Below are 25,978 nucleotides of genomic sequence, written 5' to 3' on the forward strand. Positions count from 1 at the left end.
TCCCCCTGGAGAGCATCCAGATGGACTACCACTCGCTCAACGCGATGCTGAACCTGTACGGGCCGGACGGGAAGATCCAGTTCGAGAAGGACCGCGAGGCGGCCCGCCAGTACTTCCTGCAGCACGTGAACCCGAACACGGTCGAGTTCGACACGCTCGACGAGAAACTCGACCACCTCGTCGAGGCCAAGTACTACGACCCGACCGTGCTGGCCAAGTACTCCCGCGCGTTCGTCAAGGAGCTCTTCCAGCTCGCGTACTCGAAGAAGTTCCGCTTCGAGACGTTCCTGGGCGCCTTCAAGTACTACACCTCGTACACGCTCAAGACGTTCGACGGCAAGAAGTACCTAGAGCGCTTCGAGGACCGCGTGACCATGGTCGCGCTCGGCCTGGCCGACGGCAGCGAGCAGACGGCGCGCGACATCGTCGAGGAGGTCGTCGCCGGGCGGTTCCAGCCGGCGACGCCGACCTTCCTCAACGTCGGCAAGGCACAGCGCGGCGAGCCCGTGTCCTGCTTCCTGCTGCGCATCGAGGACAACATGGAGTCCATCGCGCGCAGCATCAACTCCGCGCTGCAGCTCTCCAAGCGCGGCGGCGGCGTGGCGCTGCTCCTGAGCAACATCCGCGAGCACGGTGCGCCGATCAAGCACATCGAGAACCAGTCGTCCGGCGTCATCCCCGTGATGAAGCTGCTGGAGGACTCCTTCTCCTACGCGAACCAGCTCGGCGCGCGTCAGGGCGCCGGTGCCGTGTACCTGCACGCGCACCACCCCGACATCATGCGGTTCCTCGACACCAAGCGGGAGAACGCGGACGAGAAGATCCGCATCAAGACGCTCTCGCTCGGTGTGGTCATCCCGGACGTCACGTTCGAGCTGGCCAAGAAGAACGCGGACATGCACCTGTTCAGCCCGTACGACGTCGAGCGGATCTACGGCGTGCCGTTCGCCGACATCTCCATCTCGGAGAAGTACGACGAACTCGTGGCCGACGACCGCATCCGCAAGACCACGATCAGCGCTCGTGACTTCTTCCAGACGCTCGCGGAGCTGCAGTTCGAGTCCGGCTACCCGTACATCATGTTCGAGGACACGGTGAACGCGGCCAACCCGATCAAGGGCCGCATCACGCACTCCAACCTGTGCTCGGAGATCCTGCAGGTGTCGACCCCGTCGACGTTCAACGAGGACCTCTCGTACAGCGAGGTCGGCCGGGACATCTCCTGCAACCTGGGTTCGCTGAACATCGCCAAGGCGATGGACTCGCCGGACTTCGGCCGCACGATCGACACCGCCATCCGCGCGCTGACCGCGGTGAGCGACCAGACGTCGATCGAGTCGGTCCCGTCGATCAAGCGCGCCAACGAGAGCGGTCACGCGATCGGCCTGGGCCAGATGAACCTGCACGGCTACCTCGCCCGCGAGCGCATCTACTACGGCTCCGAAGAGGGCATCGACTTCACCAACATCTACTTCTACACCGTCGCGTACCACGCGATCAGGGCGTCCAACCGCCTGTCGATCGAGCGCAACACGAAGTTCGGCGGGTTCGAGGACTCGAAGTACGCCACCGGCGAGTACTTCGACAAGTACGTCGAGCAGGAGTGGAAGCCGGCGACGGAGCGCGTCGCGCGGCTGTTCGCCGACGCCGGTGTGTCGATCCCGACGCAGGACGACTGGCGCGCGCTGCGGGCCTCGGTCATGGAGCACGGCATCTACAACCAGAACCTCCAGGCCGTGCCGCCGACGGGTTCGATTAGCTACATCAACAACTCGACGTCGTCGATCCACCCGGTGCCTGCCAAGATCGAGATCCGCAAGGAAGGCAAGCTCGGTCGCGTCTACTACCCGGCGCCGTACATGACCAACGACAACCTGGACTACTACCAGGACGCGTACGAGATCGGCTACGAGAAGATCATCGACACGTACGCCGCGGCGACGCAGCACGTGGACCAAGGCCTGAGCCTCACGCTGTTCTTCCCGGACACCGCCACCACGCGCGACGTCAACAAGGCGCAGATCTACGCGTGGCGCAAGGGCATCAAGACCCTGTACTACATCCGCCTGCGTCAGCTGGCACTGGAGGGTACCGAGATCGAGGGCTGCGTCTCCTGCATGCTCTGACCGGTCCCTGCCGCCAGTCTCGCCCGAACCGCCGCTCCTGAAGGAACACCCATGTCGCCAACCGGCAAGCTCAAGCTCATCGATCGCGTGACAGCGATCAACTGGAACCGCCTCGAGGACGAGAAGGACGCCGAGGTCTGGGACCGACTGGTCGGCAACTTCTGGCTGCCGGAGAAGGTCCCGGTGTCCAACGACATCCAGTCGTGGAACACCCTCTCGGAGCACGAGAAGACCATGACCTCGCGGGTGTTCACCGGCCTGACCCTCCTGGACACCATCCAGGGCACGGTCGGCGCGGTGTCGCTGATCCCGGACGCGATCACTCCCCACGAGGAGGCGGTGTACACCAACATCGCCTTCATGGAGAGCGTGCACGCCAAGAGCTACTCCTCGATCTTCTCCACGCTGCTCTCGACGCCGGAGATCGACGCGGCGTTCGAGTGGTCCGAGAACAACGCGAACCTGCAGAAGAAGGCGGAGATCGTCCTCGACTACTACCGGGGCGACGACCCGCTGAAGCGCAAGGTCGCCTCGACGATGCTCGAGTCGTTCCTGTTCTACTCGGGCTTCTACGCGCCGATGTACTGGTCCTCGCGGGCGAAGCTCACGAACACGGCCGACCTGATCCGCCTCATCATCCGTGACGAGGCGGTGCACGGGTACTACATCGGCTACAAGTACCAGAAGGGCCTCGCCCAGCTGACGCAGCCCGAGCAGGACGACCTCAAGGCGTACACGTTCGACCTGCTCTTCGAGCTGTACGAGAACGAGGTCGAGTACACCGACTCGCTCTACGGCGAGCTGGGGCTCACCGAGGACGTCAAGAAGTTCCTGCGGTACAACGGCAACAAGGCCCTGATGAACCTTGGCTACGAGGCGTTGTTCCCCAAGGAGGACACGGACGTCAACCCGGCCATCCTCGCGGCCCTGTCCCCGAACGCGGACGAGAACCACGACTTCTTCTCGGGGTCCGGCTCGTCGTACGTGATCGGCAAGGCCGTGGAGACCGAGGACGACGACTGGGACTTCTGACCTCGTGTCGGGAGCCCGTCGCCCATAACGGCTGATCAGAGGCCCGGAACCGCAGATCCCTGCGGTTCCGGGCCTCTTTGCGTGCCGACTCTCCATAGACACAGGAGGTCGGAGACGGACGGAAGCACCCCTTCAGTGCGGCACGGGGGTGGCACGCGCACACCTGTCGTGTGCCGATCAGAGGAGCGCGGTCGGCTGGGTCCCCCCACTCGCACGACGACCGCCGTCGACCCAGCGATCCGGCTCAGGTTCTGGGCGCAGTGGACACGGATGGGGACACCCGATGCTTGATCAGAGGTGTGCGCGCTCTGCCTCGCGCGTCGAGCAGCACGCGGACGGCACCGATCCAGACCAGCGTGGATCCGAGAAGGTGCAGCACGACCACGAGTTCGGGTAGGCCGGCTGCGACCTGGATGACTCCTACAACCGCCTGGGCGGTGAAGAGCATGAGGAACGCGGTCACGCGCCGGTGCAGCCTGGGGCTGACGGCGTCCCGCCGCGCGTACCTTGTGCCACGTCACGGTGGCTCAGAAGGATTGCGAGCAGCCGATTGCCGAACTCGATCAGGCCAGCTCAACGGGGTGTTCATCGATCAGACTCCATGAGTGCGACTGACATTCGGACGCGTGGGCTTGCTCCGTGGTTTGCTACGAGACGAAGGGGTCGATCGCCCACAGCCACGTCCCGTGTCTCGTAGCGTCCACGGACGGCACGAAGCGCCGCCCAGATCCTTTCATCCCTTCTCGGGGAACCGGCCGCTCGGTGGTTCGTCGTCCGCCATCGGGTAGGCGCCGGACTCGAGTCGGGCGATGAGGCCCTCTGTCCATTCGATGGCGCTGTCCGCCGAGTGTGCCCAGAATTGGACCGCCTCGACGTGATGGCCCCAGTCTTCGTCCGGATTGAGTTCGTACTCGCGGACCACCCGCGTACGCCGTGTCCGGAAGGCCTCGATGCGGAGCCGGAGCAGCTCGACGGCCCGGGCGCGGGTGAGGGTGGTGATGAACCCGATTCCTGCCATCGTCTCGGAGACGTCGCGGCCGTCCGACGAGAGTGCGCGTTCGAGCAGGGTGACGAACTCCGCGTGCCCTGCGCTCGTCACCGCGTACTCCACCCGTGCGGGGCCTTCGGCACCCTGGCCGGAGTCCGTCCTGTCGATCAGCCCGTCCTGGGCCAGACGACGTAGCGCGTGGTAGACGGACCCCTGGCCGATGTTGCCCCAGAGATCGACCTGCCAGGACTCCAGGTCCTTGCGCACCTGGTAGCCGTGCGCGCTCCCGCGTTCGATGATCGCACCCAGTATCAGCAGTCGTGTGGCCGACACAGCCCCTCTTTCTCTGGTTCGTTCCTGCCCGGGACTTGCGACTCCATCCTAGTAGTACAGTTTTACTAGTTGAGTGCATCGATCAGTTTCAGCTCATGCGAGACGAAGGATGTGGACATGCACGTAGTGGTTGCGGGTGCCTCAGGCGCGACCGGTCGGCTTGTCGTGGAGCAGGCCCGTGCGGCCGGCCATCTAGTCACCGCGATAGTCCGCGACTCCGGCCGGTACGACCCGCCGCCGGGCGTCGTCGTGCACCAGGCCGAGGTGGTGACCGATCAGGACCTGACGCTGCCGGCCGACGCTGACGCCGTGATCTCGGCACTGGGCAAGCGCTCGCACCAGGACCCCGCGCCCGTGTGCGCGGCAGGCACGGCGAACCTCGTCGCGGCCATGGGGCGCATTGGCGTGCGGCGCCTTGTCGTCGTCTCGGCGGTGCCAGTGCTCACCTCGGGTGCGGGCGAAGCATGGTGGTTTCGCCACGTGCTGCGTCCGTTCGTCCGGCGCAGCGCACCTGGCATCTACGCCGATCTCGAGGCGATGGAGGAGATCGTCCGAGGTGCCGGACCTTCCGTGGACTGGACGATCGTGCGACCGGGTTATCTGGTCGACACGGAGGCAACCGACTATCAGCTCGTCCCGGAGGCGAACGGGTCCACGAGCGTTTGCCGCGCCGACCTGGCCGACGCCCTGGTCGCCACCACGACCGACCCGTCTGCGATCGGCCGGTCGTACGGACTCAGACGAGGCGGGAGCCCGCGGCGCATGAGCGTACGGGCCGTGGCATGAGCCGCTACACCCAGCCGCGCCGCGTCAGCTGGTTGCGATTCGGGTTCCTTGCCGACGGCGTTTTCAAACTCCTCGTGACGTCGACATACGCGGTGCTGCTCCAGACCCTGACCGGCGCTCTCGACGTCGATCCCTGGCTGCTCGTCGCCGCGGCGGTGTTCGTGGGGGCCGGCGGCGTCGCAGAGATCGCCTTCGCGCTGCGGAGCGGTTCCGGCTCGCACACCCGGTACCTCGTCGCCTACGACAGCGGATGGGTCGCCGTCACCGTCGTCGCGGCGCTTCTCGCGTTCAACGGTGTCCCCGGTGCGGGCACGCTGTGGCTCGCCTACCAGCTGCTCGCCTCACTGCTCGTCGCCGTCGTGTTCGCCCTGGGCGCTCGGTCTTCGGCCGGGTTGTGGCGTCGGTAGTAGCGAGCGACGCGGGACTGGTTGCCGCATCGGGTGGGGGAGCACCAGCGACGGCGCTGCTGCACGATCCAGCAGGTAGTAGAGGCCGCCTGTCATCCGTGAGCTGAGGCCTGTGGTTCCACGGCGCTGGTAGTGGCGCGCGTGCGTCTCATGGTTCCGATCTGTTCGGGCTCTGGTGTGGAGCGGGCCGGACTTCAGCGAGAGTGTCATCGCGGCTCGTCGGGCAACAGTGCAGTTTTCCTTACCGTGGCTGACCGGTTGGCACCATGGTGGGTGACCCACGCATCTTCGTAGCGTCGTCTCGTGCCCGCGCAACCCGGCGCGGCACGGGGAAATGGTGCGAGGAATGCTCACAGGCACAGGTACAGCCACCGACGCGGTCCAGCTGACGGCTGTTCGCAAGGTCTATGGCAGGCGTGGGAACGAGGTCGTCGCGCTCGACGACGTGACGACACAGTTCGGGCGGGGCACGTTCACCGCGATCATGGGGCCGTCGGGCTCCGGCAAGAGCACGCTGCTGCAGTGCGCCGCGGGGCTCGACCAGCCGACGTCGGGCTCGGTCGTCCTGGAGGACAGCGAGCTCAGCACGATGAGTGAGACCGAGCTGACGGAGCTGCGGCGCGATCGGGTCGGCTTCATCTTCCAGGCGTTCAACCTGCTCCCGGTCCTGACGGTGGAGCAGAACGTGACGCTGCCGCTCCGGCTCGCGGGCCGGAGCCCGGCCAAGGGCCGGGTGGCGAACGTGCTCGAGCAGGTGGGTCTGCGCGAACGGCGTAAGCACCGCCCGGCGGAGCTGTCCGGCGGGCAGCAGCAGCGCGTCGCCATCGCACGGGCACTGATCACCGAGCCGGCCGTCATCTTCGCCGACGAGCCCACCGGTGCCCTGGACACGAGGACCGCGCGGGACGTGCTCGGTCTGCTGCGACGTTCGGTGCAGGAGACCGGCCAGACGATCGTGATGGTGACGCACGACCCGGTCGCGGCGTCCTACGCCGATCGTGTGCTGTTCCTCGCCGACGGGCGCGTGGTGGGTGAGCTCCGCTCCCCGACGGCGGACGCGGTGGCCGAACGGATGACCCACCTGGGCGCCTACGCCGACGAAGCACCCCAGGCGCGGTCGACGACGGCGGGAGGGCAGCGCTGATGCTCCAGCTCGCCCTCCGCACCCTGCGGTTCCGCACGGGCACGTTCGTGGCCGCGTTCCTTGCCATGTTCTTCGCCGCGATCGTCCTGATGGCCTGTGGCGGACTGATCGAGACGGGTATCCGCGCGGCGGCTCCTCCGCAGCAGCTGAGTGCTGCCGACGTGGTCGTCGCCGGCGACCAGGCGCACCACGCACCCGGCGGCGACGAGGACGAGCCGGCGATCCTGCCCGAGCGCGTCCGCATCGACGCCGGGCTCGAGAGCGTCATCTCGGCGCTCCCCGGCGTGCAAGAGACCAAGACCTACGTCTTCGAGGGCAGCCCGCCGGCGGGGACCGTCGACGCCATCGGCGTGGTCGCCGAGCCGAGTGCCGACGTCGACGAGCTGCGTGAGCGGATCGACGCGGAGCTGGACGGCGAGACGTTGACCCTCGTCGGCGACGAACGAGGCCGGGCCGAGCTGCGTGACGCCACGGCCACCAGCGTGAACGTGGTCTCTCTCGCCGGTGTCTTCAGCGCCTTCGCGCTGCTGGTGTCCGTCTTCGGGGTGGCGTCGATGCTCGGGCTGTCGATCGCCCAGCGGCAGAAGGAGCTGGCGCTGCTGCGTGCCATCGGGGCGACGCCTCGTCAGGTGCGTCGGCTCGTCCTCCGCGAGACGCTCGTGCTCTCGCTGATCGCCACCGCCGCGGCCTACTTCCCGGGGCAGTTCCTGGGCAAGTTCGTGTTCGACTTCCTGGCCGAACAGGGCATCGCCACGGCGGGCGTGGCCTTCCACCAGGGCTGGATACCGTCGGTGGCGGCGATGGCCGTGGCGATCCTCGCAGCCCTCGGTGGTGCGCTGGGTGCGGGAAGGCGGGCGGCACGGACCAAGCCGAGCCAGGCGCTCGCCGAGGCCTCGCTCGACGACAAGGTGATCGGCGGATGGCGAGTCCTGGCCGGGCTGCTCTTCGTGGGGGTCGGGGTCGCGCTGACCATCGTCACCGTCGCGGTGCTGAGCGGGCCGCTCGCCCCGGCGACGGCTGCCCCCGCGGTGATCGTGTTCACCATCGGGCTCGCCTTGCTGGCGCCCGTCCTGGCGAAGGTCATGATCTTCGTCGTCCAGTGGCCGGTGCGCGCTCTCGGCGGGCTCACGGGTGACCTCGCGGTGCTCAACGCACGCGGCCGGACCAGCCGGCTCGCCGCCGTCATGGGACCCGTCATCCTGCTGACCGGGGTGTCGACCGGAATGCTGTACCTGCAGACGACCAACGACGCGGCCGACCAGGAGGCGTTCACCAACAGCATCGTCGCCGACGCGGTGGTGACGGCCGAGGACCGTATCGACCCGCGGCTGGTCGAGGAGATCAACCAGCTGCCCGGCGTCGCCGGAGCGTCCGAGTACGTCAGCAGCACCGGTTTCGTCGAGAGCCCGGACGACGTGTCACCGATGGGCGAGGGCTGGACCCTCCAGGGAGTCACCGCGGAGAGCGCCGCCGCGAGCACGCCGGTCGACGTCACTGCCGGTGCGCTCGCCGACCTGCGCGGCGCGACGGTCGCGATCGAGGACGGGCACGCCGACACCCTCGGTGTCGGCGTGGGCGACCCGATCACGCTCCGGATGGGGGACAACACCTTCCTCGACGTCACGGTGGCCGCGCTGTTCTCCGCCGCGGACGACTACGACACGCTGCTGCTCCCGGCCGACACGCTGGCCGCTCACACCACCGCGGGGTTCCCGACACGCATCCTGGTCAGTGCGCAGGACGGCACCGATCCGGAGCAGCTGGTGGCGGACCTGACCGCGCTGACCGCGGCCATGGACGGGCTGACCGTCGCCGACCGGGAGATCCTGTTCGACGAGTACGAGGAACAGAAGAAGACGGCGTCCTACGCGATCTACATCATGGTGCTCATGCTCGTCGGGTACTCGGCGATCACCATGATCAACACCCTGGTGTCCAGCACGTCGGCGCGGCAGCGAGAGTTCGGGCTCCAGCGGCTCGTGGGCTCGACCCGCCGTCAGGTGATGCAGATGGTCGGGATCGAGGCAGCGATCGTGGCTGTCACCGGCCTCGCTCTGGGCACCACCGCGGCGCTGGGCATCCTGGTCCCGGTGAGCATCAAACGGCTCGGCTCCGTGATACCCGCCGGGTCCCCGCTGGTGTACCTGGCGATCGTCGCGCTGGTCGTCCTGCTGACCCTCGGCGCGACGCTGCTCCCCGCGTGGCAGGCCACGCGCGGACGGCCAGCTGAGGCGGCTGTCTCGGTCGAGTAGCAGCGAGCCGGCCGGTCGCTCCCACCGTCGACGGTGGGAGCGACCACCTGTCTCCGCCGACCGGCCGCACGGAGGAAATCCTCCGCGCCCGCGGCGGTTCCCACCATTCCGGAGCCCAAGGCCCAAAACCTAGGTTCGAAGGCATGGAGACCAGACCCGCCCCGTCCGTGTACCTGTCCGTCACCGCGCCAGAAAGGGACTGAGATGTCCACCTCTCTCGTCGCCCAGGCCACCATCGAGGAGCCCGCGCCCACCCGTATGGGAAGGCCCGCGATCGGCGCGCTGGGCACCCTCGCGCTCGCTCTCGGCACCCTGCAGACGGTGGTCGACCCGGCCCGTCCTCTGCTCGAGCGCGAGCTCGGCGTCGACTCGGCCGCGGCGGCGCTGATCGCCAGCACGCTGCTGATCACCGGCGCGATCGTCGCCCCCATCGCGGGCAAGCTCGGCGACCGCTACGGCGGAAAGCGGGTGCTGCTGGTGCTGATGGTGCTCGTCTCGGCAGGCGGGGTGCTCTCGAGCGTCGCGCCGAACCTGCCGGTGCTGCTGGTCGGCCAGACGCTGCAGGGCGCGATGATCGGCGCACTGCCCCTGTCGTTCATCCTCGTGCGCAAGAACTTCTCGACGGGACAGACGCAGGTGGCCATCGGAGTGGTCAGCGCGCTGTTCACCGCCGGTGGCATCATCGGAACCCTGGTGGCCGGGCCGCTGGCGGAAGGGCTGTCCTGGAACTGGATCTTCGCGGCGCCGACGATCGTGATCATCACGGCGACGGCGGTCGTGTCCCGGCTGATGCCCGACGACCCGCCGAGCGAGCAGGACACCACCATCGACTGGCCGGGTGTGGCTCTGCTGAGCGCCACGCTGGTCGCTCTCATGCTGGGGCTCCTGGTGGTCACCGGTGGCGGCGTCCCCCCGCTAGCGGTCGGTGGCATCGTGCTGGTCGTCGCCGCGCTCGCCGCGGCCTGGGTGGCCGTCGAACGCCGGGCGGTCGCACCGATGGTCGAGCTGCGCATGCTCACCGCGCCCGCCGTGTGGAGCGCGGCAGTGCTCACCATCGCCATCGCCGCCGTCTCCGCGATGCTGCAGACCTACGTCCCCAAGCTGTTCGAGGTCTCGGGCGACGGCTACGGCCTGGGGCTCAGCACCACTGATATCGGCCTGTTCATGATGCCCGCCTCCATCGCCGGTGTGCTGGCGGGCTCGGTCGGCGGGCTCGCGGTGCGGCGCTACGGCGCACGCGCCGTGGCCACGACCAGCGCCGTCGCCACCGTGGGCATCCTCGTCGCCGTCGCGGCGCTGCACGACACGGCGTGGCAGCTCATCATCGCCCGGGCGCTGGCCGCCTTCGTCGGTGGGCTGATCACCACGGCGCTGCTCGCCAGCACCGCCACCGCCGTGGCGGCCAAGGACACCGGCATCGCTACCAGCCTCCTCGTGGTGATCCGCCTGATCGGCGCCGTCGCGGGAGGCCAGGCCGCCGGCTCGGTCCTCGATGCGGGAAACGACCCGGTCTCCGGGATGCCTGCCGAGTCCGCCTTCGTCACCGGCTTCCTCGTCGCCGCCCTCGTGGCCGCGCTGTCCCTGTTCGTCGTCCGTCACCTGAAGAAGGAAGTCCAGTCATGACATCTCGGTCCGACGCCGCCCGGCGCAAGGTCCTGATCGCCGGAGCGAGCCTCGCCGGCCCCACGCTGGCGTACTGGCTGCACCGGTACGGGTTCGACGTCACGGTGGTCGAGAGGGCGCACGCGCCACGCGGGGGCGGCTACCCGATCGACGTGCGCGGCACCGCGGTCGACGTGGTCCGGCGGATGGGGATCCTGCCGGAGCTGCGGGCCGCGCACATCGACACCGGACGGTTCACGTTCCTCGACGCCGACGGCGCCGAGGTGGCCGCCCTCCATCCCTACGCGGTCGCCGGGAGCGTCGAGGGGCAGGACCTCGAGATCGGGCGCGGGGACCTGACCGCCGCCCTGTACGCGACGGTCCGGAACGAGGTGGAGTTCGTGTTCGACGACTCCATAGGCACCCTCGACCAGCACGAGCACGGGGTCGACGTCACCTTCCGTAGCGGTCAGCAGCGCACGTTCGACCTGGTGGTCGGCGCCGACGGCATGCACTCGGGTACCCGGAAGATCCTGTTCGGGCCCGAGGAACAGTTCCACCGGTATCTCGGTTACACCTTCGCCGTGTTCACCATGCCCAACACCTTCGGTCTGTCGCGCGAGCTCCTGATGTGGAACGTTCCTGGCCGGGCCGCCGCGCTCTACGCCACCGGGGACGCCGACGACCCGCTGCACGCCTTTCTGAACTTCCACCGGCCGGAGCAGCCGCGCGATGCCGTGCGAGAGGGCCTGCGCGACCCGGACGGCCAGCGGGACCTGGTGGCCAGGACGTACGCCGGCGCGGGCTGGGAGGTCGCGGGCATCGTCGAGGCCATGCACCAGGCGGACGACCTGTTCTTCGACACGGCGGGTCAGATCCGCATGCCCAGCTGGTCGAGCGGCCGGGTGGCGTTCGTCGGCGACGCCGCCTACGCGCCGTCGTTCCTGACCGGACAGGGCTCCAGCCTCGCGCTGGTCGGTGCCTACATGCTCGCCAGGTCCCTGGCCACGTACCGGGACCATGGCGAAGCCTTTGCCGCCTACGAGCGCGACACCCGCGAGTTCGTCACCATGAACCAGGCGCTGGTCGACAAGGGCGGCGCCAGGCTCTTCCCCACCACCGCCGAGGCGCTGGACCGGCGCAACGCCATGCTCCGTGAGCTGGTCGCCATGCCGGCGACGACGCCGCAGCCCGCCCACTCGGCCCTCGTGCTGCCGGCGCCCGCTCCAGCAGGGCGGACGCACGGGAGCCTGGCAGGATGAGGACCATGACCCTCGACCCGCGAGCGCGGACGCCCGGGCGAGGGCCCGGGTGGACGCACCTGCTCAGCGCGCCGTTGTCCTCCGTCACGTGGCGTTCGTACGGCTACCTGTGGCTCATGCTGCTCCTGGGGCCGTTCGCCCTCGCCTATGTGGTGCTCACCGTGGCGGTCACGGCCGGGGCCGCGGTGACCGTCGTCGGGCTGTTCGTCGCCGGCGGGCTCGTGGTGGGCGGGCGATGGTGGGGCGCGCTCTACCGCGGCCTGGCCGGCGACCTGCTGGACACCGAGGTCGCGGCTCCCGTGGAGCGCTCGCCGCGCAGCGGTTTCTGGCCGCGGCTCGGCAGTGCGCTCGGCGATACGGCGGGCTGGCGAGCGCTGCTGTTCATGATCGCGGCGCTGCCGGTGACGCTCGCGGGCTTCGTCGTGAGCACGGCGTGCCTCGTGCTCGGGTTCGGTGGCGTGACCTACTGGACCTGGTTCTGGGCGCTGCCCGCGGATCTGGCCATGGACAGCTCGTGGCACACGCCGGCGGGCTTCGCCCTCGTGGTGGTGGGCAGCCTGGTGCTGCTGGTCCTGTGGCCGTCGGCCCAGCGGGCCTTCATCGCCCTCCTGAGGCTGCTGACCAGGGTGCTGCTCGGGCCGACGGCCGCCAGTCTGCGCGTCGCGGAGCTGGAGCGCTCCCGCGCGGGCACGGTGGAGGACGCCGATGCCCGGCTGCGGCGGATCGAGCGAGACCTGCACGACGGGACCCAGGCACGTCTGGTCGCCGTCGGCATGCAGCTCGGCGAGGCGCGCGAGCAGCTGGCCTCCGGTGCGACGGACTCCGTGGGTGAGCTCCTCGAGGTGGCGCACGCGTCGACGAAGGACGCCCTGACCGAGCTGCGGGAGCTGGCTCGCGGCATCCACCCGCCGGTCCTGGACAGCGGCCTCGCGGTCGCCCTCGAGACCCTTGCCGCGCGTGCGCCGCTGCCGGTCACCGCCGCGGTCGACCCGGACATCGAGACGGACGGTCGCCTGGCACCAGCCATCGAGTCGATCGTCTACTTCTCGATCGCCGAGCTGGTCACCAACGCGGCGAAGCACGCGCACGCATCGGAGGTCCATGTGCAGGTCGACGTGGTTGCAGACGGAAGGAACGGAATGCTGCGTATCCAGGTGCGCGACGACGGTCGGGGTGGCGCGACCGTCGTGCTGCCGGACGGGTCCGGGCTGCGGTCGGGCCTGGCTGGTCTCGCCGAGCGGGTCCGGTCGGTCGACGGGACGTTCGACCTGTCCAGTCCCGTTGGTGGTCCGACGGTCGTGGCCATGACCCTCCCCGCCACGCGGGCCGCCGCGGCAGGTGCGCGCCGCACGGGCGCCGGAGGACACGCATGACGGGGCCGGACGCCGCGCCGTCGGGCGGCCTGCGGGTGGTGCTCGCCGAGGACTCGGGGATCCTGCGCGACGGGCTCGTCGCCCTGCTGACCCGCCGGGGGCACGAGGTGACCGCCGTACCGGACGGCGAACACCTGGAGCGTGAGGTCGTGCGCCTCGCGGAGGAGTCGCTGCCCGACGTCGTCGTCGCGGACATCCGTATGCCACCCACCTTCACGGACGAAGGCCTGCGGACCGTCGTCGCGTTGCGGGAGCAGTTCCCCGGGCTGCCCGTGCTCCTCTTCTCGCAGTACGTGGAGACGCGGTACGCCGGTGTGCTGCTCCAGGGCGACGCACGCGGTGTGGGTTACCTGCTCAAGGACCGCGTCGTCGACGTCGGGGAGTTCGCCCAGGCGCTCGTGCGTGTGGCCCGCGGTGAGACCGTGCTCGACCCGGAGGTGGTCTCGCAGCTCATGGGCGCGTCCCAGCGGGACGTCGGCAGGGCACGGCTGTCCAGCCGGGAACGTGAGGTGCTCGACCTGATCGCGCAGGGCCGCTCGAACGGCGCCATCGCGGAGACGCTGTTCCTCTCGCAGGGCGCGGTGGAGAAGAACGTCGCGGCCATCTTCCAGAAGCTGGACCTGCCGTACGACGCCGCCGACAACCGCCGGGTGCTCGCCGTGCTGCGCTATCTCGGGACCTGACCTCTGAGTTCGGCTCCCGGTGGTCAGGCCGGCGGGTCGACGGGCTCGGCACCACGTTCTATGCGCACACCGGTGAACTCGACGTCGACGGGTGCCACGAACCGCCGTCCGTTGATCTCGTCGTGCCGCATGAAGGTCGGCGGCTCCACGTGCACACGCAGGGTGTAGTCGCCGTCCTCCGGGAGCTCCCAGTTGCGGGCGTAGTGGTAGAGCATCGGGTGCCAGACCAGCTCCTGCGGGAACGGCCCGAGCTCCTGGCCGCCGGGTGTCACGAGGGTCGCGCTCACGTCCAGGCCGGGGACGAAGCGGCCGTCGCCCGCGTCGCAGACGACGACCTCTACGTGGGCGTTGGTGTCACCCGGGTTGTGCCACACCAGCTCCCCGTCCTCCAGGTGGTACATCCCCTCGGCGTCCTCGATGGCGTAGCCGACCAGGTAGTCGCCGGCTCGTTGCGTGCCCCCGGCCTTGGCGACGTCCTGAGCCATGTGGTCGAGGGCCTTCCGGTAGGCCTCACCTTGGGCGGCGCCGAGCCGCAGCTGGCGCTCGGTGGCCTCCGACGAGCTGGGGTCCGCGGGCGGGGTGCTGGGTGCCGTCGTCATCCGGGCCTCCTGGGGACGTGGTGGGTGTTCTTCGAGGTTGCACCGTTGCTCGGCACCTCGCACCTGGGGCTCGCCCGAGGCCGGAGTCGCTACGTCGTGACGGCCTCGACTATCCAGGAGTTCGGGCCTGCGCTGCGATCAGTGCCGCCTCCACCCGGTTGCGCGCGCCTGTCGTGCGGAGGATCGAGGTGACGTGCACCTTGACCGTTCCCTCCGCCAGGTGGAGTCGCACGGCGATCTCCGGGTTCGCGAGACCGTCGCCCATCAGGGTCAGTACTTCCTGCTCGCGCTGGGTGAGGCGGGCGAACCGCTCCCGTGCGTCCTGCTGGGCGACGAACCGCGTGCCCAGCCCGGTCTGCAGCAGGCGCCGCGACACGGCGGGGGAGAAGTAGGCGCCGCCCGACGCCGCAGCGTGTACCGCGAGCAGCAGCTCACGGGGGTCGCCAGACTTCAGGACGAAGCCGTCGGCACCCAGCCTGATCGCCTCCGCGACGTAGTCGTCCTCACCGAACGTGGTGACCATGAGGCATGGCAGGTGCTCCGCCGAACGTCGGAGCTCAGCGAGAACGTCCAGGCCGCTCATCGTTCCCATCCGCACGTCCAGCAGCACGACATCGGGCCGATGTGCCCGGACCGCTGCCAGGGCCTCCTCACCCGAGGACGCCTGCCCGACGACGCGGACACCGTCATCGGTCTCCACGATCCCCGCCAGACCGGCGCGGACGAGGGGCTCGTCGTCGGCGATCACCACGCGCAGCGGCGTGGCAGGTCCGGTCCCGTTCATCGCGCGCCGCCGACGACGAGATCTGTCGAGGCGACCCGACCGTCTGCCCAGCAGATCCGGTAGGCGTCGCCGGACGCGTCGGCGAGCGGGTCGGCAGTGACCGCGTAGTAGTCGCACGACGGGTCGGCGCCCGACGGCGGGTCGAGGGTGGCCGGGGGCAGCAGCGACCGGACGTCGAACCGGGCGTCCCCTACCGCGATCCGAGCGAAAGTCTCCGGGTCCAGCCGTGCGCGGCGCGCGTCGAGATGGTCGGAGAGCTGGATCGCCGCCGCGACCACGACGAGCGCCGCCGCCGGTACCAGGACCGCGGCCAGCAGCAGCGCCCCGCCCCGGCGCCGAGCACGGTACAGCCCGTGGGTGACCGCGTCGGCATCCAGCGGACCCTGGCTCAGCGTCCCCTCGCTCTCAGTGCCTGGACGACCCGCTGCGTGACCGTTGCCGGCACCGCGTCGAGTGCTGCTCACGGGAGGCAGCTCCGCCCGCAGCACGTACTCCCCGTCCACCGAACCCGCCGCGACCGAGCCACCCCGGGCACGCACGTGGTCGGTGAGCGATCGGACACCCGTGCCGCCGACAGCGGGTACCTGCGCATCGGCCGTCGGTGAGCCGTCCGAAGAGCCAGGCAGCGGATTGTGCACGGTGATCAGGAGACGTTCCGAGCCTGCGTCCAGCACGACGCGGACGGGCTGACCCGGTGCGTGCTTGAGCGCGTTCGTGAGCCCTTCCCGGACCACCCGGAGGACGGCAGGCCCGAAGCCGGCCAGAGCGTCGGGCCCGGTTGAGCCCGTGAGGTCGACGTCGGCGCCCGCACGGCGCGCGTCCTGCACGAGCATGTCGAGCTCCGCCTGGATGTCCTCCGCCGGCAAGCTGGGCGCATCGTCGGCGAGTCCGGTACGGAGGGTCTGCACCGAGGCGCCCAGACGGGCGACGGCGTCCGAGACCTGGCTCCGCGCGAGCCCGACCGACTCCCGCACCGCTGATTCCCGCCCTGCCGACTCCGGTCCTGCCGACTCCGGTCCGGCGGCGCTGCGCGACCGGTCGATCTCCGGGTCCCGCTCGAGCTCGAGCTCGAGCCGGCCGAGGTTGACGGCGACCAGGCTGAGGGCATGACCCAGGTCGTCGTGCAGGCTCTCGGCGAGCTGCAACCGCTGCCGCGCGAGGTCAGCCTCCGCACGCATGCGCCGGGCTTCCTGCTCGCGGAGGAGTGCCCGAGCCGCGTCGGCCTCGCCCGCCCGGCGGGCGCGCCAAGCGATGGCCACCGACCACGGCAGCACGCCGGTCACGACACCGCGGGCCGCCGTGACGAGGGCGTCCCGCAGGTCGGCCCAGCCGACCAGCACGGCGAACGCGCCCGCCGCCACGGCGACAGCCATGCCGACGACGCCCAGCCGCACACCACCGTCGGTCAGCCCGAGCGGTGCGGCGACGGCTGCCAGCGCCAGCATCCACCACGGGTCCACGCCGGCGAGGACCAGGAGCACGGCGAACACCGCAGCCAGGATGAACCGCAGCGACCACGCTGCGGCGTTCCCAGGTGAGTACTCGGTGTCGATCCGGGTCGGTGGGGTCACCGGACCATCGTCGCCGAAGGGCGTCGATACCCGCTTCCTGCCCAGGGCTGATCTTGGGACGGGTCACGTAGGACCAGGGTCATAGGCGGCTCCTGACCTAGGCCAGATCCGCGACGCCCTGCGGATTTCTAGCGTTCTCGGCATGACCACAACACGCCATGCACCAGCCGCACACCGTCCGGCGGCGCCCGCCCGGAGCCGGGTCCCGCGCGCCGCCCTGTCCGTCGTGCTGAGCACGTTCCTGGCGCTGAGCGCCCTCGCGCTCCTGACATGGCCCGCACGGGAGACTCTCTTCGAGAACGTCGCGGGCGGAGCTGCCGGGTCGCCTCTCGCGGGCATCGCAGGCCTGGTCGCCGACAAGGGACTACTGGTGCTCCTCGCCGTGACCGCGGGCCTCGCGCTGTACACGTGGCTCCGCGACCGTCCGGGGTTCGGGCTGCTCGCGGCAGCCGGGGTCGGTACGGTCGCGGCGTACGCGACAAGCGAGATCGTGAAGCTTCTGGTCACCGAGGAACGGCCGTGCCGCGCGGTCGACATCGACACGGTGCTGGCGTGTCCCGTGCCAGGGGACTGGTCCTGGCCCAGCAACCACGCGACCATCGCGGGCGCGCTCGCCGTCGCGTGCCTGCTCGTCGTACCGCGGCTGTGGCCGGTGGTCCTGCCGGTGGCGCTGGCCGTGGCGGGCGCCCGCGTCGCCGCGGGCGTCCACTACGTGCACGACGTCGCCTCCGGGCTGGCCCTCGGCGTCGTGGTCACCTGCCTGGTGGCCCTGGCCGTGCACACCGGAGGTCAGCGGCTCATGCGTCGATCGACCTCGCGCCGGTCACCGGAGGCTCGGCGGACCACGGGAAGGTGATCCACAGGTCCGTGTCCTTCCACGAGTAGTCGGGCTGGATGATCGTGCGCGGCTTGGTGAACAGCACGGCCGAGCGAGCCTCGGCGCCCTGCTTCTCCAGGAGGTCCATGACGAGGGCAAGGGTGCGGCCCGAGTCGGCGACGTCGTCCACGACCAGGACCTTGGCGCCGGGGAGCTCGGACGTGTCCATCAGGGGCGGCAGAACGCGAGGGTCGTCGAGCGTCTTGCCGATGTCCGTGTAGAACTCGACGTTCAGCGTGCCGACGCCCTTGGTGCCGAGCGCGTACGCCATGGCGCCACCGGGAACCAGGCCGCCGCGCGCGACGGCGATCACGACCTCGGGTACGAACCCGCTGTCGACCACCTTGTGGGCCAGGTCACGCACCGCGTCGGGGAACGTCTCCCAGGTGAGTACCTCCCGCTCCGGGATGGAGGCGGGCTCAGCGTCGGGAAGGTCTGTCGAGGTCATAGGAGGACCCTACGAGACGTGGCGGGCACCCGGCTCGGGTACCCGCCACGCCTACGCCGTGACCAGCGGCGATGCGCACGTGGAGTGCGCGACATCTCAGACCCGTCCGCGGGCGGACGGCCCGGGAAGGTCAGGCCGCCTTGGCCTCGAGGATGTCGACCACGAACACGAGCGTCGAGTTCGCGGGGATGGCGCCGTTCTCCTGGTCGCCGTAGCCCTGGTCCGCCGGGACGACGAGCAGCACCTGGCTGCCGACCTTCTGGCCGGCGATGCCGTTGGTCCAGCCCGGGATCACGCCGTTGAGCGGGAACGACGTCGGGGTGCCGCGGCTCCAGGAGGAGTCGAACGACGTGCCGTCGAGCAGGCAGCCCGCGTACTGGACGGTGACCGTCTGGTCCTTGGTGACCTCTGCGCCGTCACCCTCGATGAGGGGCTGGACCACCAGGTCGGTGGGCTCCTCGTAGCCCTCGGGGATGGTGACGGTCGGCTGGCCGTCGTCGGCCAGCTCGACGGTGGGCAGGCCCTCCTCCGGAGCGACCTCGGCACCCTCGGCCCGGGTCGGGATCTCCTTGACCTCGGAGACCTCGACCATCGTGACCTGGATGGTCTGGTCCATGGCGGTGCTCGCCATTACGATGCGCGCGCCGACCTTCTGGCCGATCAGGCGGTCGTTCAGGAGGTCGTACTGGGGGTCGCCGAGCGTGAACGACTCGGGCTTCTTGGTCTCCCAGGTCGAGCCGCTCGTCTTGCCGTCCTTGCCCGCGAGGACCACGTAGTTGATGGTCACCTGGGAGCCCTCGGCCAGCTCCTCGCCGGTGCCCTCATCGACCACGCGGGACGTCGGGCTCTCGACCTGCAGCGGTGCCTTGAAGGAGACCTCTGGCTCCTTGCCGACCGGGCCCGAGACCTCGATCGCGTCGACGGCCTTGACATCCGCCTCGGACGGGCTCGGCGCGGGCGACGGCTCAGCAGCCGGCGTCACCTCGCAGACGTTCCCGTTGGAGGCGGCAGCGTTGCCGTCCCCGGAGTCGTCGCCGCTTGCGCAGCCGGTGAGCGCGATGGTTGCCAGCGCGACGGCTGCCAGGCCGGCAGTGGTGCGGTGCTTCACGAGTAGTCCTTCGGTCGGGTTTGCGCCTTGCTGGGGACCGCCACACTCTAGCGGGCGGAAATGAGTGGGGCTCCCAGGCAGTGTGGTGCGCGATACGAGCAGTTCTCGGGGAGGATCGAGCCGTCCGCCCCACCCTGCGGAAGAATAGATGCCATGCCGTCGAAGCGCCGCTCCAGCAAGCGTCCGTACGCCGCGGACCACGTCCCTCTCGACCTCGATCGGGCGACGGGCGGACGGCGCAGCGAGTCGGCGGCCGACGGTGAGTGGGTGGTGCAGCGCATCCGGTCGTCCGACAAGACATACATCTGCCCTGCGTGCCGCCAGGAGGTGACGCCGGGCACCGCGCACGTGGTCGCGTGGCAGACGGACGTGCTCGGGGGGCCCGAGGCGGGGCTGGACGGTCGACGGCACTGGCACAACAGCTGCTGGCAGCGTCGCACCAACCTCAGGTGAGCCCGCGGTCGGGCAGCGGGGTGAGAATGGGACCGATGACCACTGAAGCGACGCCGGACGAGGCCTCCGGCCAGACGACCCACCAGATCCGCTCGCTCACCGTCCTGCCCGCACAGCGGGAGGACATCGAGCTGCACACCGCCGACGGCCTGACCCTCGTGGGCGAGCTGGCCCTGCCCGAGGACAGCGAACCGTTGGCCAGCCTGCTGACGTTCCACCCCCTGCCGACGCACGGCGGGTTCATGGACTCCCACGTGTACCGCAAGGCGGCGTGGCGGTTGCCCGCCCTGGCGAACCTCGCGGTCCTGCGGTTCAACACGCGCGGCACATCGTCCCCGCGGGGTACGAGCGAGGGCACGTTCGACGGCGGTGACGCGGAACGCTATGACGTCGCGGCGGCGATCGAGCTGGCCGAGTTCCGTGGGCTGCCCCGGCCCTGGCTGGTCGGCTGGTCCTTCGGCACCGAGCTGGTGCTCAAGCACGGGACCGACCCGAGCATCGAGGGTGCGATCCTCCTGTCGCCGCCGCTGCACCGCGCCACCGACGAGGACCTGGACCGCTGGGCGGCGTTCGGCAAGCCGCTCGTCGTCCTGGTGCCCGAGCTCGACGACTACCTGCGGCCGGACGAGGCCCGGCGGCGCTTCGCGCGCGTGCCGCAGGCCGAGGTGATCGGCGTCGACGGGGCCAAGCACCTGTGGGTCGGAGAGCCGGCTGTCGCCCGCGTCCTGAACGAGGTGGTGGCCCACGTGCTGCCCGACCACCCGCTGCCGCTGCCGACGCACTGGGACGGACCGGTAGGAGCTTCTTGAGCAGTACCACCACCACAGGAGGACGACGATGACCTCACAAGCGCTGGCCACCTTCACCCTGCACGACGGCGGCGGACTTCCGCTCGTGCTGCTGCACGGCTTCCCGCTGGACCACCGGATGTGGGCGGCCTGCGCCGCGCACCTGCCGCCGGGCACCCGCGCCATCGGAGTCGACCTGCCGGGAGCCGGGCACAGCGACCTGGACGGGTACCAGCCGAGCATCGAGCACGCGGCCGACTGGGTGTACCGGACCATGGTCGCCGCGGGCGAGGGCAACGCGGTGGTCGTCGGGCACTCGATGGGCGGATACGTGGCGCTCGCCCTGGCCGAACGGCACCCCGGGTTCGTCGCCGGGCTCGGGCTCGTGAACACCAAGTCGACCGCGGACACTGACGAGGCACGCGCCAAGCGCCTCCGGATCGCCGCCGCGGCGGAGTCCAGCCAGACGGTGGACGCCGTGCTCGGCATGCCCGCCGACCTGGTGGGTGCCACGACCACGGAGCGCAGGCGGCACCTGTTCCCGGTGCTGGACTCCTGGATCCGTGCTCAGTCACCTGCCGGCGTCGCGTGGGCGCAGCGAGCGATGGCGTCCCGCCCGGACCGGACGGCGGTGCTCGAACGCTTCGCCGCCCCGGTCGCCGTCGTGGTGGGCACCGAGGACACCATCACGCCGCTGGCCGAGGCCGAGCACATGGTCCAGGCCGCCGGCGCACCCTCCGCGCACTCCGGCGGCGATGCGGCGCTCACGCTCGTGCCCGGCGTGGGTCACATGAGCGCCCTCGAGGACCCGCAGGCCGTCGCCGCGGCCCTGGGCCTCCTGCACATGCAGGTCGTGGCCCACCACTGAGCCGAGCGGTCACGCGGAGTCGGCAGCACCCGGACGGACGAACGGCGGCTCTCCCCTGTGGGAGAGCCGCCGTTCGTCTGCGACGCGTTGGTTCAGCGGGTCAGCTGGACGCCCCGGCCTTCTCGGAGACCGGCTCCTCGGAGTCGTCGCTCTCCGTGGGGGAGGCGGCCGAGTCGGCAGCGTTCTGGCCGGCCTTCGTGCTCGCCTTGGTGCCCTTGACCGACGGGATGACGACCGTCGCCGTGCCGACGGGCACGGGCGTCGGGTTGCTCGGCGGGATCGACGCGGGCATCGAGCCCGTGTCGGTGGACTCCGGCACGTCCGGCTCGGCCTCGGTGCCGTCGCCGACGACGGCGAAGCGGGCCTGCTGCGCGGGCGTCGCGCCGGAGAGGCTAGCCGGCTTGGCCGGCGGGCTGGGCACCGGAGCGGCCGGCGCACCCGGCGTGGCGGGCGTACCGAGCATGCCGCGCAGCTCGTCCAGGTAGGAGTTGATCGAGTCGTGCTGACGCGTCAGGTCCTCGAGCTGGTGCTGCGCGGCCGACCGGCTCGACTCCGCCTCGGCACGGGCGTCGTCGATCGTCTGCTCCGCGAACTCCCTGGCCTCGGCCACGATCCGGTCCGCGGACTTGCGGGCGTCGGCCACGAGGTCCTTGACGTAGACGTCGGACTCCGCGCGGATCTTCTCGGACTGCTCCAGGGCGACCGCGACCCGCTTCTCTGCCTCTGCCGCGTGCTCCTCCGCCGTCTTGACCAGCTTGGCGGTCTCGGCCTTGGCCGTCTCGTGCCGCTCGGCGAGCTCCTTCTCGACGCTCTCCTTGCGGTGCACGATGTCGAGCTCGGCCTGGGCGAGCGCCGCACGGGCCTGCTCGCGCAGCTCCTCCATCTCGCTGGTGACGGCGTTGGCTGCCTCGGCAGCCTGACGGCGTGCCTCGGAGAGGATCTGCTCGGACTCGGCACGGGCGCTCGCGAGCATGGCGGACGCGTCGCGCTCGGCGGTCTCACGCTGCTCGCTGGTCTCGGCAGCGACCTCGCTGCGGAGCTTGGCGGCGTCGGCCTCGGTCTTGACCCGCAGCTCCGTGGTCTCGCGCTCGACCGTCGAGCGCAGGGTGCCGAGCTCGCGCTCCAGGCTGGCCCGGCGCTCGCTCTCCTCGGCGCTGATGGCGCTGGCGATCTGCGCGGACTCGCGCTCCGCGGAGCCGACGAGCTCCTCGGCGCGGCGCTGGGCGGCGAGCAGGTGGCCCTCGGCCTCCGCGGACGTCGTGGTGCGGATCTCCTCGGCCTCGCGGCGGGCGCTGGCGAGCATCTCGGCGACCTCGGACTCGGCGCGCGAGCGCACCTGCCCGGCGGACAGCTTTGCCCGTGCCATGATGTCGGCGGCCTGCTGGTTGGCCTGGTTGATGATGTCGGTCGACTGGTCCTCGGCGGAGCGCAGCAGCAGCTCGATGCGTGACCCGAGGCCGGCGTACGAGGGCTTCTCGGTCTCGCGCAGGTTGCGCTTGGCGTCGGTGAGATCCTGCGTGAGCTGCATGGCGCGGCTGTCGGAGGCTTCGACCTGCCGACGAGCCTCTTCGAGGGCGTGGTTCAGTCGGTCCAGGTGCGCGTGAACCTGGTCGCGGTCGTACCCACGCATGGCAGTCGGAAAGAGCGAGCGCTCGTCGGACACGGTGCAGACCTCCAGTGTCGGAACTTGGTGAGGCGCGGGTCAGGCTCCCCCCTGGGACGTGGCTTATACCGCCCGTCCGGCGCCCAGGATACGTGCCTTGTGCGGATGTGGATACTCCGCATGCAGATGCAATGTACGGAATGCCTGGGATACTCTCCGCTGGCTCACACGGCCCGTGCGACGACGGCGGTTCCGAGACACCCCGTGAAGGAAGGGTGAGAATCCCGACCGAACCGCACAAGCACACCCGTCATTGGACAGGGCTCCTCGTACGGTCCCTATGCTGGAACATCCACCTGATCGACGGGCTGCGCGCCCTAAATTCGAAGGGAATCGGTGGTGCAACGCTTTTTGGCGATCCTCCTGATCCTTGCCGGCCTCGGCGGGATCGGTTTCGGGGTCGCGACGGCAACCGTCCTGCGCGAGTCCGACACCGTCGTCGCGACCGCGACCCCCAGCGGTGACGGAACCATGGTCGTGACCGAGCCCGGTGTGCTCGGCCTGGTCGACGACCAGGTGACCGTGCGAGCCACTGTCCCCGAGGGGCAGAAGGTCACGCTCGCGCTCGGGTCCGACGTCGACGTGCTCGGCTGGGTGGGCGACGACCCCTTTGACTCCGTGACCGGCCTGTCCTCCTGGGAGACGCTGAGCGTCGCCCCGGGCACCGCCGCCGCCCCCGAGGAGGAGGCGGCCGAGGGCGAGGAGACGGACGAGGCACCGGCCGAGAAGCCGAGCACCGGTCCCGATCCCGCAGGCTCCGACATGTGGATCTCCGAGGTGAGTGGCGAGACCACCGTCTCGATGCGCTGGACCGAGCAGCCCGGCCGCGTGGTCCTGCTGGCCGCGGGCGTCGGCAAGAACGCGGAGGCGCCCACGCTCGAGCTCACCTGGCCTCGCCAGGCGAGCACCCCGTACCTGTGGCCCGGTGTCCTGGGTGGCGCTCTCCTTCTGATCCTCGGTGTCTTCATGGCCATCGGCGCGCGCCGCAGCGCCAAGCGCAGCGCGGGCAAGGGGCGCTCGCCGTCCGCTGTCCGCACCCGGCAGCCGGACCCCGACCTGCCGCGTCGCGACGCGGCCTTCGGTATCGACGGCGAGGGGTCGAGCCCGGCCGGGCACGAGCCCGCCGTCGGCTTCCCGCCCGCGCTGGGCGACCCGGCCGAGGGCGGTACGGCGGTCTACCCGCCGGTGCGCCCGGAGCTGCCGGGGCGGGACCGTCCGGAGCTGCGTCCAGTACAGAGCCCGGTACAGAGCCCGGTACAGAGCCCCATGCCGCGTCCGGAACCTGACCTGACCGAACCCGAGCACACGCGGTCCTGGGGTGCGCCCGCGCCGTTCGGCGGAGCAGCTCCCATCACCCCGCCGCCCGTGCCCGAGCAGGCTCCCGAGCCGGTCGCCGCTCCCGTGGCGTCCGTCCGCGGGATCCGGCGGCGCCGTGGACAGGCCCCCGGAGCAGCACCCGCGGCCGGCGCACAGCCGCCGGCTCAGCGAACGCCGTTCGGCGGTACCGCACCCGAGCAGGGACCGGCGCCGTCCGAGACGCCGTCCGCAGCGCAGGCCGACCAGGCCGACCCGGCCGCCTCCGCGGCGTCGGGCAGGCCGATGACCCGGCGCGAGTTGCGCATGCGCGAGCAGGCGCAGCGCAGGGCTGCGACGGGCGCCATGCCCGCCGTGCCCGCGGCCGAACCAGAGCCCGAGCCCGAGGCCGAGCAGCCGCAGACACCGAGCAGCCGAGCTGCCGCGTGGCGCCAGACCTGGGGCGTCACCGGGAACGACGGAGGTAACTGATGAGACGCACCACGACCCGCGCCACGGCCGTGGTAGCAACCGTGCTCGCCACGGGTCTGCTCACCGGCTGTGCCGAGGAGCTCCCGACCCCGAAGCCGGAAGCGCCCGTCGCGGCGGCTGTCGTCACGCAGTCCCAGGAACGCGAGATCCTGGACAAGGTCGCGGGAGTCGTCGGGGAGGTGACCAAGGCCAAGGACGCCGAGAAGCTCGAACCGCGTCTGTCCGGGCCCGCGCTCGACATCCGCGAGACCCAGCTCAAGGTCGCCGACGCCCGCGGCGACACGGAGCCGCTGACCGACCTGACCATGGAGATGCAGCAGGTGATCCTGCCGTCGGACCAGGAGTGGCCGCGCAGCAGCTTTGCCATCACCGTGCAGCCCAAGGACCTCACGACGCCGGTGCTCATGTCGTTCGACCAGGCCACCGCCCGTGACCAGTACAAGCTGTGGGGCTGGGTGCGTCTGCTGCCGGGCGTGACCATGCCGCAGTTCGCGGAGGCCGAGCTGGGCAGCCCCGCCGTCCCGCCGGACGACGAGAGCCTCAAGGTGACGCCCACCGACGCGATCAAGCAGTACGCCTCGGCGCTCACCGTCGACAAGGACTCGAAGTACGCCGACTCCTTCGCCGACGACGACCTGCGCCAGTTCTTCCGGGACTACGGCAAGCTCCAGGTCGACGCGATCAACAAGGAGGAGTGCCGCGGCGCCTTCAAGGTCGAGTACGAGCCCACGAAGGACCCGGTGAAGGCGGTCCGCACGGCGGACGGTGGTGCCCTGGTGATGGCGGCGATGATCAGCCAGGAGACGATCACCGCCCGGGAGGAGGGCTGCGAGATCGGCCCGCCCACCAAGACCACCCAGGCGCTCTGGGGCGACACCGACGTGACCAACGTGGTCGAGGTCAACTACAAGGACATGGTCGCGATGTACGTGCCGCCCAAGGACTCGGACGACGAGATCAGCCTGGTCGGCTACGAGCACGTGCCGAGCTCGGTCTCGAACGGCTGAGCTGGTCGGTCACCGACCCGCAGTCCGCCGCTAGGGTGG

The 25,978-nt window shown here is 70.3% G+C and carries 23 protein-coding genes and 1 pseudogene; 16 read left to right on the forward strand and 8 right to left on the reverse strand.

Translation table 11 applies throughout. The annotated features are described in order from the left end of the window. The first annotated feature begins 20 nt into the window (after positions 1-20). Together nrdE and nrdF are read left to right on the forward strand one after the other, a co-directional pair. Entirely contained in the window at positions 21-2,126 is a 2,106-nt protein-coding gene (nrdE, locus tag LUU90_RS19380) for a class 1b ribonucleoside-diphosphate reductase subunit alpha (protein WP_275005574.1), read from the forward strand. Positions 2,127-2,177: 51 nt separating this feature from the next. Further along, on the forward strand, positions 2,178-3,158 hold the full coding sequence (nrdF, locus tag LUU90_RS19385; RefSeq protein ID WP_275005446.1) for a class 1b ribonucleoside-diphosphate reductase subunit beta: 981 nt from the start codon (positions 2,178-2,180) through the stop codon (positions 3,156-3,158). Between the two features lie 733 nt (positions 3,159-3,891). Here the strand turns inward: nrdF and LUU90_RS19390 are convergent. Further along, positions 3,892-4,479, reverse strand: a complete 588-nt coding sequence (locus LUU90_RS19390; protein ID WP_275005448.1) for a PadR family transcriptional regulator — start codon at positions 4,477-4,479, stop codon at positions 3,892-3,894. A gap of 117 nt (positions 4,480-4,596) precedes the next feature. Between LUU90_RS19390 and LUU90_RS19395 the strand changes: the two genes are divergently transcribed. Together LUU90_RS19395 and LUU90_RS19400 are read left to right on the forward strand one after the other, a co-directional pair. Continuing rightward, positions 4,597-5,265: an NAD(P)-dependent oxidoreductase gene (locus tag LUU90_RS19395; protein WP_275005450.1), complete on the forward strand. Its 669-nt coding sequence runs from the start codon at positions 4,597-4,599 to the stop codon at positions 5,263-5,265. After that, positions 5,262-5,672, forward strand: a complete 411-nt coding sequence (locus LUU90_RS19400) for a hypothetical protein (protein ID WP_275005451.1) — start codon at positions 5,262-5,264, stop codon at positions 5,670-5,672. Before LUU90_RS19395 ends, LUU90_RS19400 begins: the two co-directional genes overlap by 4 nt. A 20-nt stretch (positions 5,673-5,692) precedes the next feature. On the opposite strand, the pseudogene LUU90_RS26515 reads toward LUU90_RS19400, so the two are convergent. Continuing rightward, positions 5,693-5,737, reverse strand: a pseudogene (locus LUU90_RS26515) (hypothetical protein); the annotation flags it as partial. A gap of 281 nt (positions 5,738-6,018) precedes the next feature. Between LUU90_RS26515 and LUU90_RS19405 the strand changes: the two are divergent. From LUU90_RS19405 to LUU90_RS19430, 6 genes are all read left to right on the forward strand, one after another. Then, positions 6,019-6,816: an ABC transporter ATP-binding protein gene (locus LUU90_RS19405; protein WP_275005453.1), complete on the forward strand. Its 798-nt coding sequence runs from the start codon at positions 6,019-6,021 to the stop codon at positions 6,814-6,816. Next, positions 6,816-9,068, forward strand: coding sequence for an FtsX-like permease family protein (locus LUU90_RS19410; RefSeq protein ID WP_275005454.1), 2,253 nt, complete (start codon positions 6,816-6,818; stop codon positions 9,066-9,068). Before LUU90_RS19405 ends, LUU90_RS19410 begins: the two co-directional genes overlap by 1 nt. A gap of 204 nt (positions 9,069-9,272) precedes the next feature. Then, entirely contained in the window at positions 9,273-10,691 is a 1,419-nt protein-coding gene (locus LUU90_RS19415; protein ID WP_275005456.1) for an MFS transporter, read from the forward strand. Further along, on the forward strand, positions 10,688-11,932 hold the full coding sequence (locus LUU90_RS19420; RefSeq protein WP_275005459.1) for an FAD-dependent monooxygenase: 1,245 nt from the start codon (positions 10,688-10,690) through the stop codon (positions 11,930-11,932). The genes LUU90_RS19415 and LUU90_RS19420 overlap by 4 nt, the downstream gene beginning before the upstream one ends. Beyond that, positions 11,929-13,305 (forward strand): sensor histidine kinase, encoded by a 1,377-nt coding sequence (locus LUU90_RS19425; protein WP_275005461.1) that lies wholly within the window; start codon positions 11,929-11,931, stop codon positions 13,303-13,305. Before LUU90_RS19420 ends, LUU90_RS19425 begins: the two co-directional genes overlap by 4 nt. Further along, a complete protein-coding gene (locus tag LUU90_RS19430; RefSeq protein ID WP_275005463.1) occupies positions 13,302-13,988 on the forward strand; it encodes a response regulator transcription factor in 687 nt (228 codons plus the stop codon). Before LUU90_RS19425 ends, LUU90_RS19430 begins: the two co-directional genes overlap by 4 nt. A gap of 23 nt (positions 13,989-14,011) precedes the next feature. Here the strand turns inward: LUU90_RS19430 and LUU90_RS19435 are convergent, their stop codons facing one another. The 3 genes from LUU90_RS19435 to LUU90_RS19445 form a co-directional block, all read right to left on the reverse strand. After that, on the reverse strand, positions 14,012-14,587 hold the full coding sequence (locus LUU90_RS19435) for an iron transporter (protein ID WP_275005464.1): 576 nt from the start codon (positions 14,585-14,587) through the stop codon (positions 14,012-14,014). A gap of 109 nt (positions 14,588-14,696) precedes the next feature. Continuing rightward, a complete protein-coding gene (locus tag LUU90_RS19440; protein ID WP_275005466.1) occupies positions 14,697-15,371 on the reverse strand; it encodes a response regulator in 675 nt (224 codons plus the stop codon). Further along, a complete protein-coding gene (locus tag LUU90_RS19445; RefSeq protein ID WP_275005467.1) occupies positions 15,368-16,942 on the reverse strand; it encodes a sensor histidine kinase in 1,575 nt (524 codons plus the stop codon). The genes LUU90_RS19440 and LUU90_RS19445 overlap by 4 nt, the downstream gene beginning before the upstream one ends. A 142-nt stretch (positions 16,943-17,084) precedes the next feature. Here LUU90_RS19445 and LUU90_RS19450 point away from each other — a divergent pair, with 142 nt between their 5' ends. After that, positions 17,085-17,798, forward strand: a complete 714-nt coding sequence (locus LUU90_RS19450; RefSeq protein WP_275005468.1) for a phosphatase PAP2 family protein — start codon at positions 17,085-17,087, stop codon at positions 17,796-17,798. Here LUU90_RS19450 and LUU90_RS19455 read toward each other — a convergent pair. Further along, complete coding sequence (locus tag LUU90_RS19455) at positions 17,740-18,267, reverse strand: phosphoribosyltransferase (protein ID WP_275005470.1); 528 nt, start codon at positions 18,265-18,267, stop codon at positions 17,740-17,742. The genes LUU90_RS19450 and LUU90_RS19455 overlap by 59 nt on opposite strands. A 130-nt stretch (positions 18,268-18,397) precedes the next feature. Beyond that, positions 18,398-19,375, reverse strand: a complete 978-nt coding sequence (locus LUU90_RS19460; protein ID WP_275005472.1) for an FKBP-type peptidyl-prolyl cis-trans isomerase — start codon at positions 19,373-19,375, stop codon at positions 18,398-18,400. A 153-nt stretch (positions 19,376-19,528) separates the two neighbouring features. Here LUU90_RS19460 and LUU90_RS19465 point away from each other — a divergent pair, with 153 nt between their 5' ends. The 3 genes from LUU90_RS19465 to LUU90_RS19475 are packed head-to-tail and all read left to right on the forward strand — an operon-like array spanning position 19,529 to position 21,484. Continuing rightward, entirely contained in the window at positions 19,529-19,828 is a 300-nt protein-coding gene (locus LUU90_RS19465; RefSeq protein WP_275005473.1) for a hypothetical protein, read from the forward strand. A gap of 35 nt (positions 19,829-19,863) precedes the next feature. Beyond that, positions 19,864-20,637 (forward strand): alpha/beta hydrolase, encoded by a 774-nt coding sequence (locus tag LUU90_RS19470; protein ID WP_425596262.1) that lies wholly within the window; start codon positions 19,864-19,866, stop codon positions 20,635-20,637. 28 nt (positions 20,638-20,665) lie between these two features. After that, the gene (locus LUU90_RS19475) at positions 20,666-21,484 is read left to right on the forward strand and encodes an alpha/beta fold hydrolase (protein ID WP_275005476.1); all 819 of its coding nucleotides are present in this window, start codon (positions 20,666-20,668) and stop codon (positions 21,482-21,484) included. A gap of 100 nt (positions 21,485-21,584) precedes the next feature. On the opposite strand, the gene LUU90_RS19480 is transcribed toward LUU90_RS19475, so the two are convergent. Then, on the reverse strand, positions 21,585-23,147 hold the full coding sequence (locus tag LUU90_RS19480; RefSeq protein ID WP_275005478.1) for a DivIVA domain-containing protein: 1,563 nt from the start codon (positions 23,145-23,147) through the stop codon (positions 21,585-21,587). A 339-nt stretch (positions 23,148-23,486) separates the two neighbouring features. On the opposite strand from LUU90_RS19480, the gene LUU90_RS19485 reads away from it, so the two are divergent. After that, positions 23,487-24,932 (forward strand): hypothetical protein, encoded by a 1,446-nt coding sequence (locus LUU90_RS19485; RefSeq protein ID WP_275005480.1) that lies wholly within the window; start codon positions 23,487-23,489, stop codon positions 24,930-24,932. Then, entirely contained in the window at positions 24,932-25,939 is a 1,008-nt protein-coding gene (locus LUU90_RS19490) for a hypothetical protein (protein ID WP_275005481.1), read from the forward strand. Before LUU90_RS19485 ends, LUU90_RS19490 begins: the two co-directional genes overlap by 1 nt. Positions 25,940-25,978: the final 39 nt, after the last annotated feature.

The organism is Promicromonospora iranensis (assembly GCF_028994775.1).
GTDB lineage: Bacteria > Actinomycetota > Actinomycetes > Actinomycetales > Cellulomonadaceae > Promicromonospora > Promicromonospora iranensis_A.